Consider the following 16,029-nt stretch of genomic DNA (forward strand, 5'->3'; position numbering starts at 1 on the left):
GGTCTTCCAGATCAACTCGTCGGCCTCAAAGCATTTTGTGATTCCTGGCGATTCGATCTGACGGGAGAACGCTCTAAAGATCCTTGGGGCAGGCGAATTTGAACTTGGAGAGGAGTGTGAAGGGATTCTCGGTACTATCGACAGTGAGCTGATAGGTGACCCCCGTGCCGCCGACGACCAAACTAACGGTCGTCTTGCCATTGGATTGGGCAAAAGTGCCCTTCTGCAACAGGCGATAAAGGGCCCAGGCGCCGTCAAAACTCATGGAAGGCGTCTTGCCGTCGGCTTCCGGCATGGTGATCGATGCCGTGCCGTCCGGCGAGCTTCCAGGCCATTCGAAATCGTGGCGTGTGGGGACGCCGAACACGCTGTCCATCTTCGCGCCATTGACCTCGAAGGTCACTGACGTGGCCTTCTGGCTTGCCGGCAGCGTGGCGAGCGTGAGTTTCACGTTGGGGGCGCTGCCCGCGCCGGTGAAGAAGGCCTCCTTGATGCGGGAGGCGTTCTGGAATTGTTGCAGCGTGTCGGGCGAGAGCTGCCGGCTGAGTTGCGAAGTCTGCTTCCAAGCCCAGGCCGTCGGGCGTGAGGTGTCGACGAGCGCGGCGAGTTTCTGGCTGTAGAAAGTGTCGAAGACGCCGTGCGGCCCGAACAACCGGCCGAAATCCCCCATCGGCACGTCCTGCTTGCTCTTCGGGTCGAATGGATATTTGCCGCCGGTGATCTTGAGGCATTCGCTGGTCACCGTGCCCTTCATGTCGCTCTCGAGATCTTCCACCTTTCCAACAAGGATCTTTTGGTAGAACTCATCCATGGTGACTTTGAACATGGTGCTGAAAGGCGGGTCGAGCTGCGAGGACAGGGTGTTGATGCCGCTGAGGGCATCCTGCATGTTCTTCTGGCCCTGCGCCGCCCCGTCGACATTCTGCTTATCGAGCACGCTCTGATAGAGGCTCTTCAACTGGTCGACGAGCAGGTCGATCTGGCTCTTGTCGCCCTTCTTCTCGGCGAAATCCTGATAGCGGCGGAATTGTTGCTGGATGATGGCGCCCGGCACGAAGGGGGGATCCACATTGCCGCCGCGCCCCGCGGACTTCCTGGCTGCGTCGAGGCCCTTATTCGCCAGACTGCCGAGCCTGCCTGCCGCCCGGATGGCCGCCTTTCCGGCCACGTCCGCGAGCTTGCCGTTAATATCGTTGCCCCCCGCCGCCTGCCTTGCTTCGGTCAGCTTGGTCTCCGATGAAATCGACTCGAGCAGCAGCTTGATCGGCGAGGCCGCGCCAGAGGCGGCGCGTAGCGTGGCATAGTCCTGCTGGTCGTCGGCGAAACTGTTGAGCTTCAGCCGCCCGAGGACCGAGGTCCAGGTCTTGAGGAATTCCCGATCGTAGATGTTGTAGAGATCAGGCTCGAGATTGCGATATTGCTCGTCGATGGCCTGGGTGCTGCCCACGTCGCCCAACACCCAGCGCTCGTTCTGCAGAAGCTGGATGACATCATCCCTCTTGTCGAGGAACAGGTTGTAAAAGCCGTCATAGGTGAACAGCGCCGGGATGCCGAGGGCCGCGATATCCGAGCCATCATTGGTGCTGAACACCGCGGTGGCATCAGGGCCGCCACGTATCTCCACCATCCAGTCCTTCACGGTCGTGCCACGCGCTTCCGACCTGATGATCGCAAAAGCCCGCTCGGCCAGTGGTAGCCGTGCCAATGCGGCCTGGCTCGATTTCACCAGAGTACCGTCGAGGGCGATCTGGCGCGTCGGCGTGCTCTCGATGCTGAGCATGGCGTCGAGGTGCCGGTTCAGGCTGTCGCGCACGGCCTTGTTGGGCTCGCCCGGATAGAGGCTTTCCCATTCGCCCTGCATCCAGTCCTTGATCAGGTTTGTTTGGACCGGAATAGTGGGATCGCCCCCCAGCATCATATAGATCTTGAGTGGATCATAGAGTTCGTCGGGCTTGTCCTGCAGATCCGCCAGGTGTTTCTCCAGGTAGAAGAGGATGCGTGGACGCAGCAGCCGATCGAGGCCGTCGCGATAGGCCGCGACGCTCGCCGTGCCCACATGCTTCTGCTGCCCCAGCCCCAGCGTCTCGCTCACCTGCGGCTCGGTGTCGACCTTGTCATAGCCCCACGGGAAGGCGCGCAGCTTGTCGAGCGGCTTGATGACGCGAAGGAAATCGGCGTCGTTGATGGGATCCTCCTGGAGCAGTGCCGCCGTGTCGCCCGCATAGCTGGCCGAAGCGACATTGGTCTGGTCGATCAGCCCCTTGTTGGCGTAGTAGCTGTTGGCCCAGCCGGCGAGCGCGGCCAGGGTGACGCCGGCGACGAGCACATAGCCCGAGGTGCGCAACAGGAAACGGCGACGCACGGCGGCCGCGTTGGTGGAGACCCAGCCGGCTTCCCCGAACACCACCTTGGTCAGCAGATGTTCGAGGAAGTAGCTCTTCGCGCGCCCGGAATAGGCGATGCTGGCGCCGGCCTGCAGCCCGAGATCGCGCGACAGCGAGCCCAGCAGCTGGTCGATCGGCGTGCCTTCCTGGGTGCCGGAGGAGAAGTAGAAGCCGCGCAGCGCCGCGCTGGTCTGGTAGCGGGTCGGCTCGAAGATCTGGGCGAGGAAGCGGGTGATGGTGGGCTTGAGCGTGGCCAACTGGGACGGCAGGCCCATGAGCCGCACACGCGACACGGGATCCGGCTCCTCTTGCAGGCGATCGGGCAGTTCGGTGGTGAGTCTCGAGATCAGAAGGTCGATCTCGGGTCCGACATCACCGACACGGTTTTCCTTCTTGTTCTTGGTCTGGAAGGTCGCTCCCCAGACGGCCTTGCGCTCTTCGGAGTCGAGATTGCCGAAATATTCCATGAAGCCGGCGATGAGGTCGGCCTTGGTGAAGATGACATAAACCGGAAAATCGACCTGCAGGCGGTTGTTGAGTTCGGCCAGGCGCTTGCGGATGGCGACGGCGTGAGCGCCGAGCTCGGCCTCCTTGAGCCCCAGCAGGTCACCGATGCTGATGGCCACCAGCACGCCGTTGATCGGCTGGCGCTCGCGATGGCGCTTGAGGAGATCGAGAAAGGCGAGCCAGCTCTTGCGGTCGGTTTCGGTGTCTGAATCCTGCGTGGTGTAGCGGCCGGCGGTGTCGATGAAGACGGCGTCCTCGGTGAACCACCAGTCGCAATAGCGCGTGCCACCGCTACCCGCGATCGGGCCGGCATGAGCGGCCAGCGGGAATTTGAGGCCGCAATTCATCAGGGCCGTGGTCTTGCCGGCGCCGGGCGGTCCGACGATCAGATACCAGGGCAGTTCATAGAGGAAGTCGCCCTTGGCGCGCCGCGAGCCCTTGAGCGTGAGCAGGGCGTCCCGCATCTTCTCGGCGAGCACGACGGAGTCGGAACCATCGTCCTCGGGTTCCTGCACGGCGATATTCTCGGCGAGCGCCCGGGCGGATTGGCTGTGCTTGTAGATGTGCCAGGCCAGCCAGCAGAAATAGACCGCCAGCAACAGCCCTATCATCGCCAGCCGCAGCCAGTCATTGGCGAACGGCTCAACGCCGGCGACGGCAACCAGCGGCAGCACGAACCAGATCACCGCGCACAGGGCGATAACGGCCAGGATGCTGACGATAAGGATGATCCAGCGCTTCATCACATATCCTCGCGCGGGATGAACACTTCGACGCGCCGGTTCCTGGCCCTGCCTTCGGCGGTGTTGCTCATGTCGATCGGCGCCGTGTCGGCAAGCCCGGCCGTGGTCAGGCGCTTGGGATCAGAGACGCCCTGGACGAGGATCTGCTCAACTGCTTGCGCGCGCTGCTCGGAGAGCTGCTGGTTGTCCTTGTACCGCACGGTGGCGCGAACCGGGGTGTTGTCGGTATGGCCGACGATGCGGATCTGGCCTGGCTCCTTGTCGAGTGCGGCGGCGATATGGCCGATGACCGGGATGGCGTCGGCGCGTATCGTGGTGCTTCCCTTGTCGAACAGGGAATCGTTCAGGAGTCGCACGACGATGTCCTTGCCGTAATAGTCGGCTGACACCTTGCTGGCGGCGATGTCGTCCTTCAGGCGCTCTCGGATGCGTTGGAGCTGGGTGGTGACCGGGATTGGCGGTGGCGGTGGCGGCGGCGCCGGAACGGTCCTGTAGATGTTGATGTCGGTGGCGGGATGGAGCGTCAGCAATGTCGCGCTGGCCGTATCGGACAGATCCCCGAGCAGCCAGCGAAAGGCCAGGAAGCTGACGAGCAGCAGGCCGGCCGCCACCGAAGTGACTGCCCAGAGCGGGACGGCCTGCCGCACATAGGCGGCGGCGATATCCTGGCCCCGCCAGTGCGGCGAGATGTCGTCCGTTAGGCGCGCCTCGCGGGTCCGCAGCGTCTCATAGATGTCGCGGCGGATCTGCTGGTGCTGGACGTCGCCGCCCGCAACACGGTACTTGCCTTCGAAGCCCAACGACATGCAGGCATGCATGAGGCCGAGAAGATTGTGATTGATCTGCGGACTTTGCCGCAGCTTGGTCAACTCGTCGAAAAAGCCGACGCCGCTGTCGCGAACCTGGAAATAACGGCTCAGCATGCTGTACTGCGTCCATAGATTCCGATCGGAGCTCGGAAGGTTCTGGACGATGTCGTCGGCGGTGGCGCACACGACATATTTGGCGGTGCGAACCTGCGGTTCCGGGATGTTCTGCCCGTGGAGCACCGTTTCGAAGTTCTCGATCCCCAGCGCCACCGTATTCATCATGGGGGCGACCTGGGGGACCTGTCTTGCAATGCGGATATTGGCGAGCACGAGGAGCAACGGCATTGCTGCTTCGAGGATGGGATTGGGGCCGCCCGTCTTGTCGCTGGCGCCGAGCGACGCGAGATCGATCGCGGAAGGCCCGAGCGGCAGCGGAGCCTGTTGCCGAGCTGTTTCAGGCACCGGCTGATAGGGTGGCGGTGGATTTCCCGCGCCGGCCGCCACGCGCGCGCCGCCCCAGATGTCCTGGGCGGGAGCAGGGGTAGGGGATGGCGTCCCGCCGGCATAAGGCACGGCGCGGCCGTCGCGCCGCCCCCCAGGATTCGGCTTGATGACCGTCTTTTCGGATTCGGGGTTAGACCCGAACGGGCCCTTGCCGTTCGTCATTGGCCCACATCCTATTTCACGTCTTCCTTGACGACCCACAGATTGAGCTCAAGCCCGGGCCAGTCGCCCGAGAAGTGCATGCCGATGCCACTTGCCGTGCTGAATTCGGGCCAGAGCGGCGACATGCGGTCGAGCGCGAAATAGACGTGGCTGGTGATCGCCCGGATTTGCGCCGGCGGTGTCGGCAGATGAATGAGCGCGATGCCGGGAAGGTGTGCCTGCACGATCTCGTTCATGCGCGTATTGGGGCCGACCTTGAAGAGAGCGGGAAACTGCGTCTGCAGTTCGGTGAGCGAGCGCTGCGCCGCCACTTCGAGGATGAAGGTCGAGGCCCGGAACAGATTGCGGTCGGTGACCGTCGCCAGAAAGGCGTTCGTTGCCTTTTCGACGATTTCGAGGCGGATGGCGCGGCTGATGTCGACGCTGAGGAAGCGCTGGATGTCGGCCAAAACCGGCGCGAAGGTGCCGCCGGGATTGTCGTGGTCATAGGCCGGGTATTCATTGGCGCGCCGCTCGCGAGTGGAGTAGGTGGCCAATTCGCCAGCCAGGCGCAGCAGTTCGAGATAGAGCCGCTCGGGATGGGTGTATTTCGAGCGCCGCATGTGCCGCAAGGCCGGGATTTCGCGGTTCAGCATTTGCAGAACGAAATAATCCACGCTCTGCATGCCGCTGCCGGAGCGCGGGTCCGAGGCGTAGCGCGCCAGTTCGTCGAGCTTGGTCTCCACCCAGCCGATCACGCGGTCGAGCCAGCCGGTGACGGCGGCATGCGCGGCGACCACCAGGACGGGTGGCGCAAAGCGCTCGTCGAAGACGATGGTCTTGTCGTTGACCTCGATGATCCGGGCGCAGAGCATATTGACGAAGCCCGGCTTTGCCGTCCTGCGGATCTCATAGCTGAAGCGCGGCACCGCGATATCGATCTCTTCCTCGATCTGCATCGCGGACGCGGCATCGATCAGGGTCTCCGAATTGACCACATAGCGGCTGCCGCTTTCCGACTCCGGTTCATCGACCTCGCGGCTGTTGGGTTGGGCCATCGGCATGCACAGCCAGACGAAGAGCCCGGCGGCGTTCTCGGGCACGGCGGCAGGAGGTGGCGGCGGGCAGTCGCCCGGAAAGCGGAATGGGGTTCCATCCGGCAGGATTCCGGCGGCGCGGCGCAAGCCGAACTTGCTTTGCTGCGCCAGATCGCGGTCGATCTCGACCTCGCTGAATCCCCAGGGATAGGGCGTGATCTGGCTGGTGCGGCTCTCGAGCAAATGCTCGAGATAGCGGTCGCCCTGCTGCAAGTGATGCGGTCGGAGGAACAGGCCCTCTGACCAAGCGACTTTGCTATACCAGGACATTTGCGAGCCGCCCGAAGGATCTGGATGTGGGATTGCCAAGCCTGGCAAACGTATCGCAAGGCCTCACCAAAAAAGCTATCGGCCGTTGCCCGAGCGAATTCTCACGGCTCGTTCCAAACTCTGCCACAGGACCTGAGGAAGTCAAGCTGTTCGCCATTTTACACCCGACCGACCTTCGCAGGTTAGAAGAAGTGTCTGGCTTATTCCTCCCCCATTGAGAGGTAGACAGAAGCGGGCGCTGCGGATACCAATTTCCCTGGTCACACGGTGCAGTAGATTGACGCGCTTGATCCTGTTTCCTGGATACTGGCATTGGCGCACGCTTGGCTTTGCCACGGTGCTGTTTGCCTTGTTTCTTGTCCAGCGCAACGAGGCTCACGCGGCGCTCAAGGTGTGCAACCAATCGGTGACATTGTACAATGTCGCCGTTGGTGCCCAAGTGAACCAGACGTTCAAGACTCAGGGCTGGTGGACGCTGCCGGCCAGCACCTGCGTCACCCCTATCAAGGAGGATCTGGAGGCCGAGTATGTTTATGTCTACGCGATGACTGCGACCGGAGACAGCGCGTTCGAGGGCGGTTCGGAGATGTGTGTCGATACCAAGCGCTTCGAGATCGAGAAGACTCAGGGCCAGCCGTGGGATTGCTGGGTACACGGCTTCCAGCAGGTCAAGTTCAAGGAGATCGACACCGGCAATGCCAGCTCATGGACGGTGTTCATACGCGGCACGACACCCTAGGGCAAAGCGCGCTTAAGCGTAAACGCTGCATTGCTCGAACTCTTTGCTTCGGCGTGTCTTTGCGAGACTTGACGATTCCCTCGGATCATAAAGCGCTTTAGCGAAAAATTCCCGGAGACCATTTCCTGGCCATGGACGAGAAGACTGTCATCGTAGGGCAGACCAATCCCAAGCCGGCCGATGGTGAGAACCAGGCGGCGCAGCCGAAGGCCGACCCGTCCCCGGAAGACAGCAACGCCACCATCATCGTGCCTGTCCGGCCGGCTGCGGGGCGCGATCTCGGAAAGGCCGCGAGGTCGGCCGGGAAGGCCGCTGCACCAGCGAAGGGCAAGGCCAAGCCGGATGAAAAGCCCGTCCAAAAGCCGGCCACACCAGCCCAACGCAGGGCAAGCGTTCCGGTCTATGGTGCGATGCTGGTGGCCTTGCTGTTCCTTGGTTTCGGATCGGCCTTGACGAGCATCTACATTTTCTCGCCCGGTCGAAATCAGCAGCAGGCCGCGGTGTCCGACAGCGACCTCCAGGCCAACCTGGTCGCGGTTCCGTCCGAGGGCAGCGAGGACGAGGACGCCAAGCTGATCAGGGACGCGACCAAGCCGCGCATCTTCGACCTGAGCGGCGATCCGGTGATCATCCCGCAACTCGCCAGCGCGCCGCGTGTGCTCTTGAAGCTGGCGAGCGATACGCAACGCAAGGCGGCGGGCGATCTGGGCATCAAGGGTGATGTCTTCCGGCTGAGCGATGTGCTCGATGCACCGACCCCCAAGGCGCAGCTCGCCCTCCTGGGTTCGCAGGACGACATCGCCGTCGCGCAGGACGCGCTTCAGCGAGCTTCCAGCGACGATACAGGCAATGGGGGTGGGACGGACGGCGCCGTGGGCTCCTCGACGGTTGACGCGTCGGGCCCTGGCCCCGGCGATCGCGTGGCGAATTTCGCCCAGACGGCCAAGGCGTCGATCAACCTGTCGGACGCTCTCAAGGGTCTCGGGCTCGACGCCCAGCAGGCAATCACGGCGGGAGCGGCCTTCGGTTCGTTCTACAGCGGCCAGACCCTGCAGAGCGGCGATCGCTACGCGGTGCGCGCGGTGCCGATGGATAGCGATCCCAATCACCTCCAGCCCGTGCAGGTTTCAGTCTACAGCAAGAACGACCTGGTCGGCTCCATCGCCCTCAGCGAAGCCGGCACCTATACCGAATCCGACGATCCCTGGTCCCAGCGCGATCCCTTTGCCGCGCCGCTGATGCCCTTGAAGGTCAATCCGGAAGACCAGCCCCGCTTGCTCGATGCGATCTATCTCGCCGCGCTTCGCAACCGGCTGCCCACGCCGGTGATTGGCGAAACGATCATGCTGTTGTCGCGGGCGCAGGATCTCGAGCAGAACGTACAGGAGGGCGATACCATCACGATCATCTATTCCCCGGCGCCCCGCGACACGAAACAGGGCCTGGGGCGTATCGTCTTCGTGAAAATCAATCGGAAGCAAGCGGAAAGCCTCGACTGCTACGTGATGCAATCGCAACCGGGCGCGCAATATCAATGCGTGTCGTCTGGCGGGCAGGCCAGCGTCCCGGACAACAGCATGGTCACCCCCGTCAGCGGCGTGATCGTCGCAAAGTTTGGGTCGCAAGACTCGAACGGCGCAGCCGCCGGGGACAACACGAACTACGGCATGGATTGGACGGCTCCCATCGGTTCACCCGTGGTGGCGGCATTCGACGGCCAGGTCACCGCGATCGGAAACGAGAGCGAATTCGGAACGGTCGTGCGGCTGTCGCATGACGGCGGCAAGACCTCCATGTACGGCTATCTGTCGCGTGTGGAGACGGGGTTGGCCGTCGGCAGCGCGGTAAAGGCCGGGCAGGTCATCGGCTATGTCGGTACGCCAGCCACGAGCCGCGAACCGCGCCTGCATTTCGAGGTCCGCCAGAATGGCCAGGCGGTCGATCCCGTCACAGAAGCGCAGCCCAGTACCGGCACCAACAATGCGGTCGACCAGTTCGTCGGCCAGATCATCCATATTGAAAGCGCCAACAGATGCAATGCCAGCAACCCGCTCTCGACGGCGGTTGGGCTCGGCCAGTTCATCGAATCCACCTGGATGACGACGATCAAGCTCCATCGTCCGGACTTGCTCGTCGGCCACACCCGCCAGGAGGTGCTGGCGATGCGTACCAATTGCGATCTCTCGCGGGCGATGACAGCCGCCTTTACGCGTGACAATGCTGCTGTTGTCCGGCAGGCCGGTCATACCGTCACCCCCGGCAATTTGTATCTGGCCCATTTTCTCGGTGTCGGCGGTGCGGTGAAAGTGCTGGGCAGCCAGCCGAGTCTTCTGATTTCGGACGTGTTCGGCGCCGCGCATGTGCGTGCCAATCCCTTCGAGGCGGGAAAAACCATCGGCTATCTGATCTCGTGGGCCGCCAAGAAGATGGGCGCCGCGCCATCCGGCGGCTCGGCACCGTCCCAGGATTCAGGGACTGGCACCGCCACGGCCAACAACGAACCTCTGGCGAAGTTCGCCAGCGATCCCGTCTTCGCCGCGCTCAAGACGGGCGTGACGGCTTTGCTACAATAGCCATCGAGCAGCGGATGCGCCCTCGTCTAAAGCGTTTTACGATTTGACGGAATCGGCAAGAATCGCAAAAACGCGTCGAACCAAAGAGTTAGAGCAATGCAGCGTTTACGCTTAAAGGCGCTTTGCTCTATGAATGCCTGTTGCGCGTGGCTGCGCTCAGTTTGTCATATTGCTCGGCGTAGAGATCGAGGAAGGCGCCGAGCATGCCATGCTCGCGGCGGCCCACCCTGGCGAGCCAGCGTTCGGTGTAGAGATCCCAATATCGGCTCTTGCCGGAGGACAACAGGGATTTCTTGGCATCCCCCGCGCTCTTGATCGCCTCGGGCGACAATTCGTCGAAGAGTTCCGTGAGAGCCGCCTGCATCGACGCTAGGAAGGCGACTTGGTGCATCTTGAGGTCCCCGAAGGCGTTCTCGAGCGCCGCCCTGGCGTCGAGATAGCCGCGGGTCTTCGGACCAAGCATCACCCGCAGGGCCTCCTCGGGCGTTGGCATGAATTTCAGGGGATTGTTGTCGTCGGCACTGATCATTGTGCGGTTGCCGCTGCGCGACAGGGCCTTGGCCTCGGCCCGTGCGCGCAGCATCGCCATGATGTGCAGGCAGGCGAGGTTCAGGAGCCGTCCGGCGTCCTCGGCCACATCGCCGGCATCGGCACCCGTGAGGAGGCCCTCGGGGATTCCGGCGCCGGCTGCAAACCGGCGAATGAACTCGCTTGATCCAACCTCTGCCGAAGGCGAGGGCGCCGGCGTGTTCCGCGCCATGGCCGGCTTCGGTGCATCGATCGGATCCCTGGGAATGAACGCCGGCACCGGTGCCTCGTTCGCAGGCGGCTCGGCCCTGGACGGCGGGGCCGACAGGTCGTCATCGCTTCCCCAGGGGCTGTTGGCCGGCAGCGGCGTGGGAAAGGCGGGCGTCGGCTTGCGTATCGCTTCTGGCTTCTCGAAAGGCGGCGGCACATAGGCTGCCTGATGCAGGAAATCCGGCCCTTGCTCGGCTTCCCGCAACGGCGGCAAGAGTTCGCGGGCATCGATGGGAGGGGGCGGCTCACGCGGGCTGTCCCAGATGCCAGAGCCCGAAGGCAGGCTTGGGCTCTGGACGAAGGAGGGGGGAACCGGCTGCGCGAGCGGCGGAGGGGGCTGCGCAAGCTTGACGGATACGGCCAGCACATAGTCGCCGACCGATAGCCTGTCGCCGTCAGCCAGGCGGTAGGGGCTTTGCAGGCGCTTGCCGGCACCATTGAGGAAGGTGCCGTTCGTCGACGTATCGGTCAGCCAATAAGCGCCGTCGTAGAAGCGAACTTCGCAATGCTTGCCGGATATCACCTTGTTTCGGTCGGGCAGTGTCCAGTCGAGATGCTGGTCACGCCCGAAATCGAAACCGCGCTTGTCGATCGTGAACTCCAACGGCCCGCCGTCGGGCAGGCGATCATAGTTCTCGATCCTGAGCGTCAGCATTGGCGTTGCAGAGTCCTACTTAAACAAACTATCGAAAATCAATCAGGCGCTGCCGCGGCGCAGGAGCGCCACGGCATCACCAACCAGTTCTTCCATCTTGTCGGGCTGCTTCGCCAGGGGCAGGCTGGCGATGAGCAGGGTCAGCCCGACATTCACGGCATGGCCCGTTAGGTGCGGCGGCGGGGGGACAGGCTGTTCGGTATTGGGCGACAGATTGCCGCCGCTCCAGCCCGCCGCCAGCGCGGCCCAGGCGCTGGCCCCCTTGAGCGGATCCTCCATGCCGCCGTCGAGCGCCGCGCGGCGGGTCGCCTCCATGGGCGCCTTCAGCCATTCCTCGGCCAGCCGCAGCAGAGCCGCGTCGGCCCCGTTCGGCTGCGGTGCCTGCTGGCGCAGCGCCAGGCACAACCACTGAACCGCCTCGCGACGCGGCAGCACAAAGGCACAAAATGCCATCGCCTTCCGCACGCTTCCTTGCGCTATCAAACTGTCAATGAACGCGAAGGGGTCAAGTTCGAGGTTGCCGGAAAACTCGCCACGCAGGTTCGGGAAGGCGTCGATCACTTGTCGCGCCGTCGAGAACCGAAGATGCTTCATCTCGTCTCCTTCGACCGCTCAGGCAAACTGCGTTCAGATCGAAACATTTTCTGCTCTAACTCTTTGTTTAAACGCATTTTTGCAATTTATGGTGATTTCGTCCAACCAAAAATGCGTCGCAGCGTTTCTGTTGCATTCTGAACCGGTTCTGACGCAGTTGGTCTCTATCATCGCGTCGGCGGCCGCGGTCGAACACCCCTTCGTGCTTGTCCGGCAGATCGGTAAAGTCTGGTCGATACTTGGAGGTTCCGACTCTCGTTCGAAGCTCACCGGCCGCCTTTGCGCCCGCCACTGTACCATTGTTCGGACTCATGGGAATCCAACAATGTATCCAGTATTCGCAGAAGTGAGGGACGGGACCAAACTGTTCTATTGGAACCTCGACGGGACCGTGGGCCTTAACGGCACGAATTACGTCGATGACGTGCTCTTTGTTCAGTGACGCATGTACAAAGCGTTGAGATGGCTTGGCCTAGACAATATGACCAAGATCAACGAATTCGATGCGAAAGGCAGGAGCTTCAAAAATTCCCTTACCAAGGTTTACATAATTGGTCGCTGCGGCGGGATCGCTGGGAATGACGCCTATACATTCGCCCGCCGGCCGATGCAGACAGAAGGTGCTTTGCTCTAAAGCGTTTTGCGATTTGATGGAATCGGCAAGAATCGCAAAGACGCGTCGAAACAGAGAGTTAGAGAAAAGAAGCGTTTACGCTTAAACGCGTTTTGCTCTAGTTGATGAGGACCAAAGCGCCCTGGATGATGAGTGGCGCGCTGGCCGTCACCTGGCCGATTGCGTTCGACTGTATCTGGACCAAGGCATCGGCCTGCAAGGTGATCATCGTCGACTTGAGCTTTATGCTGACCGGGTCCATGGTGAAAGTGCTGTTGCCCACGGTGAATTCGATCTTTTCATTGGCCTTCACCGTCCAGGTCGACATGATGCTTTCGTCGCGGCTGTTGCCGATGGTGACCTTGACGTTCTGCCCGATGTCGCGCCGCTCGTCGTTCTCGACCTTGCCTTCGAGATCGTGCTGCGCGTGGAAGCGGATCAGCTCGTCTCCGCTCGTGTCGTCCATGATCAGCTCGTTGTAGCCCGATCCCTTGAGTGTCTGGGTCTTGGTGCCCGATACGGCGTTGAGCTTGTCCTTCACGTAGGGCGCGACATTCTCCGCATTGTAGACACTGCCCGTCACCAGGGGGTGGTCGGGGTCTCCCTCCAGATATTCGACTACCACTTCCATGTCGATGCGCGGAATCTTGACATCGCCCCAGCCATTTCCGGCCCAGCTCTGGGCTATGCGCACATAGCGCGACTGGACCTTGTCGCGGTCCCAGTAGAACTGGACCTCGATGCGGCACTGATCGTCCACGTCGCTCACCACCTTGGCAGTCTGCGGCCCGTAGATGACCGGCTTTCGCGTCGTCGCCGGCGCCCGGAAAGGAATATCGATCGGCTGGAACTCGTAGTTGCCGGAATATCCCTCGTCGCCCGAAGCATTGGCCGAACGATAGGCCTGCGACCGGAACAGATGATTGGCGCGCAGGATCAGATATTTGGTGCCCTTGCTGGCCGGCGGGGTTCCGTCCAGCGTCATGGTGAAACCCGGGCAGCACGTCACGGCATCGCCGCCGGCAATGACGCGTTTGTCGATGGCCTGCTCTGCTTCCAGCCGGACATTGGCAAGCGTGTTGCCGTCGCCCTTCTCCGTGTAGCGGCCGGGATAATCGTAGAGCTCGAGGTCGCCGTGCTGGTATTTGGCGCTGGCCGCCTTTTCCGCCAGCAAATCGGTGCTGGGCTTCTCGTAGTCGTAATCCTCGAGCGTGACCTTGCCGGAGCGCAGGTGCCGGCCTTCCGCCCATTCGTTCAGCCTGTCCTTGGCGGTGATGTTGTCGAGGCCTACGGCCGAGAATTCCAGCGCCGCGCCGCCGAGCTTGGGCTGATGCGCCGAGCTCGAATCCACCAGGATGAGCTTGTGGTCGGAGTCGCTGTGCTCGAAATAGTAGTAGATGCCGTATTCCTCCATGAGCCGCGACATGAAGGCAAAATCGCTCTCGCGATACTGCACGCAATATTCAAGCTCGGGATAGCTCTCCGACAAGCGCTTCTCGAACTGGACGAAGCCGCGGTTGCCCAGCACCTCGCTGAGGATGTCCGGTACGGTCTTATGGCTGTAGATCTTGCAATTGGTGGTCCTGGTCAAAAGCCAGAACCACGGGCGCAGGACCAAGCGATAGTAGCGCAGGTCCTGATCCCTGCCGATCCACTGCGCCTCCACCAGCACGCCGCTGAAGTTGCGCGTAACGCCCTCGTGGTGCGACTGGATTTGCAGGCCGCATTTGGTTCCGAGAATCTTGTCGAAGTCGACATCGTTGTCGTCGCTGACCACTTCGAGGCGATACTCGAAAAGTTCACTGAGGGCCTCCGAACCTTCGAAACGGGAGACGACGAGCTTGTCCTTGCCAAGACTGCTCGTGAAAGATCCCATTCGCGTGTCTTGAGCGAATATTTGTGCCACAGCATGCCCTCGTTCAGCCACGGTCGGCCAATGAAGGCTAGCTCTCTTCGAGTTCAGCGTCTACCGCACAAGCGCATTGTCGCTTCCCACATTTAGGGGGTGTCCTCCGCCATAGTTCCTCAGGCGGCGGGCTGGCGCGGTTCTACATTCTTGCTATTCTTATTCTGGCTCTGCATCGAGGGTTCTGGTTGGGCGGAGATCAGGTCGGGTCGCGGTTTTGCTTTGAGGATGGTGTGATGAGCCCGGTTGCGGAAGGCTTCAGGCAGTTGGGTCACCTGTTCGCCACCGATACCCTTGCCGTCATCGCCGTCATTGCCTTGATGGGCTGGCTCCTGCGAAAAAACGAGACCGTCCTGGCCTGGCTTTCATTCGCGGGTCTGGCCTGGTTTCTGTTCAATCTGGATGGCCTGGCTTTTGTCGAAGCCTGGCCCTTCGATTTTGCGGTTGGCCAGTCTGCCCTGCTCTATCCGCTGCTCTTTGCCACCTTGGGCCTGGCGGCGAGCTTCCTTGGCGTGGCCGTACCGCAGCCCCTGGTCATAATGGTAGCGCTGGCCTCCCTGGTACTCGGCGCAGCTGCAACCCTGTTACATGGCCTGGAAATCACGCGGGTGGTGGCTCTTGCAAGCGTATGCGTGTCGCTGCTGATGCTCGGCTTTCTCGCGACCAGGGCAGGGGCGCGGATCAGCCCGCTCGAAAAGCTCGTTCTGGTCTCGATCTACGCGCTCGGCCTTTGCGCGACCGCCGTCGATCTGTTCGCTGAGAAGATCTGGCCCGGCATCGCATTGCTGCTCTCGCCCTATGGGGGCGTGCTCTTGCTGGGCTTCAGCGGCTTCCTCATCCTGCACCATATGTTGGCCACGGCCGAGGCGCGGGAGAAGCTCAACGAGGCACTGGGCCAACGCATCGAGACCACCAAGGCCAATCTGCTGGCCAGCGAAAGCGCGCGTCATTCGCTGGAGGTCGCCCATGCCGTCAAGCTGGAGCGGGAGCGCCTCATGCGCGAGATCCATGACGGCATCGGATCGAGCCTGGTTGCGGCGCTGGCTTCGGCCGAGCGGCAGGGGAAGGAGAGCACCACCGCGGTGGTTGCCTTGAAGGGCGCCTTGACCGACCTGCGTGTTGCGATCGACTCCCTCGAACCGGTGGAGGGCAATGTCGCGACGCTTCTGGCGAGCTTTCGCTATCGATACGAGCCGGAATTGCGCAAATCCGGAATCGGCATCAAGTGGATGGTCGAGGACGTGCCGGAGCTCGAGTGGCTCGACGCACCGAGCGCGCTGCATGTGCTGCGCATCCTGCAGGAGTCGATCAGCAATACGATGGGCCACAGCAAGGCGACCCAGCTCAGCTTCAAATGCAAGATGGCGCTCCTCATGGGAAGGCCGGGCCTTCGTGTCGAGGTTGCCGACAATGGCAGCGGTTTCAATGCCGAAGCCCCGGTGATGGGCCGCGGCCGCAGAAACATGGCCCAACGTGCCGAGGCGCTTGGCGGCAAGCTGGATGTCCTGAGCAAGCCGGGCGAGGGGACCACAACCATTCTTTGGCTGCCCTTGGTCCGCAGGCAGGGGCTGAACCTGGAAGCGGGTCACGCGGCTGATCTGTGAAGTGTCGTATGGTGGCTCCTCCATATAGGGGGTTGCGGGCACCGGCCTGGATCATCATCATTTCCCGTGGCGTCTTGCGACATGGCGGCATC

At 62.2% G+C, this 16,029-nt stretch carries 9 protein-coding genes; 3 read left to right on the top strand and 6 right to left on the bottom strand.

Annotated features, from left to right (window positions below; translation table 11 throughout):
* Positions 1 to 73: 73 nt before the first annotated feature.
* From tssM to tssK, 3 genes are read right to left on the bottom strand one after another with little or no spacing between them, the layout of a single operon-like run.
* A complete protein-coding gene (gene tssM / locus QQL24_RS23045) occupies positions 74 to 3,634 on the bottom strand; it encodes a type VI secretion system membrane subunit TssM (protein ID WP_284314637.1) in 3,561 nt (1,186 codons plus the stop codon).
* A complete protein-coding gene (tssL, locus tag QQL24_RS23050; protein ID WP_284314638.1) occupies positions 3,634 to 5,109 on the bottom strand; it encodes a type VI secretion system protein TssL, long form in 1,476 nt (491 codons plus the stop codon). Before tssL ends, tssM begins: the two co-directional genes overlap by 1 nt.
* Before the next feature lie 11 nt (positions 5,110 to 5,120).
* On the bottom strand, positions 5,121 to 6,455 hold the full coding sequence (gene tssK / locus QQL24_RS23055) for a type VI secretion system baseplate subunit TssK (protein ID WP_284314639.1): 1,335 nt from the start codon (positions 6,453 to 6,455) through the stop codon (positions 5,121 to 5,123).
* 277 nt (positions 6,456 to 6,732) lie between these two features.
* Here tssK and QQL24_RS23060 point away from each other — a divergent pair, with 277 nt between their 5' ends.
* Both QQL24_RS23060 and QQL24_RS23065 read left to right on the top strand, forming a co-directional pair.
* The gene (locus tag QQL24_RS23060) at positions 6,733 to 7,194 is read left to right on the top strand and encodes a DUF1036 domain-containing protein (RefSeq protein ID WP_284314640.1); all 462 of its coding nucleotides are present in this window, start codon (positions 6,733 to 6,735) and stop codon (positions 7,192 to 7,194) included.
* Between the two features lie 131 nt (positions 7,195 to 7,325).
* Positions 7,326 to 9,767: a M23 family metallopeptidase gene (locus QQL24_RS23065; RefSeq protein WP_284314641.1), complete on the top strand. Its 2,442-nt coding sequence runs from the start codon at positions 7,326 to 7,328 to the stop codon at positions 9,765 to 9,767.
* 127 nt (positions 9,768 to 9,894) lie between these two features.
* On the opposite strand, the gene tagH is transcribed toward QQL24_RS23065, so the two are convergent.
* From tagH to QQL24_RS23080, 3 genes are all read right to left on the bottom strand, one after another.
* Complete coding sequence (tagH, locus tag QQL24_RS23070) at positions 9,895 to 11,220, bottom strand: type VI secretion system-associated FHA domain protein TagH (protein ID WP_284314642.1); 1,326 nt, start codon at positions 11,218 to 11,220, stop codon at positions 9,895 to 9,897.
* Positions 11,221 to 11,262: 42 nt separating this feature from the next.
* Positions 11,263 to 11,814 (bottom strand): DUF6931 family protein, encoded by a 552-nt coding sequence (locus tag QQL24_RS23075; protein ID WP_284314643.1) that lies wholly within the window; start codon positions 11,812 to 11,814, stop codon positions 11,263 to 11,265.
* A 731-nt stretch (positions 11,815 to 12,545) separates the two neighbouring features.
* Positions 12,546 to 14,303, bottom strand: a complete 1,758-nt coding sequence (locus QQL24_RS23080) for a type VI secretion system Vgr family protein (RefSeq protein WP_284314644.1) — start codon at positions 14,301 to 14,303, stop codon at positions 12,546 to 12,548.
* A gap of 266 nt (positions 14,304 to 14,569) precedes the next feature.
* On the opposite strand from QQL24_RS23080, the gene QQL24_RS23085 reads away from it, so the two are divergent.
* Complete coding sequence (locus QQL24_RS23085; protein ID WP_284314645.1) at positions 14,570 to 15,937, top strand: sensor histidine kinase; 1,368 nt, start codon at positions 14,570 to 14,572, stop codon at positions 15,935 to 15,937.
* Positions 15,938 to 16,029: the final 92 nt, after the last annotated feature.

Source organism: Labrys miyagiensis, assembly GCF_030160835.1.
In the GTDB taxonomy this organism is placed as follows: domain Bacteria; phylum Pseudomonadota; class Alphaproteobacteria; order Rhizobiales; family Labraceae; genus Labrys; species Labrys miyagiensis.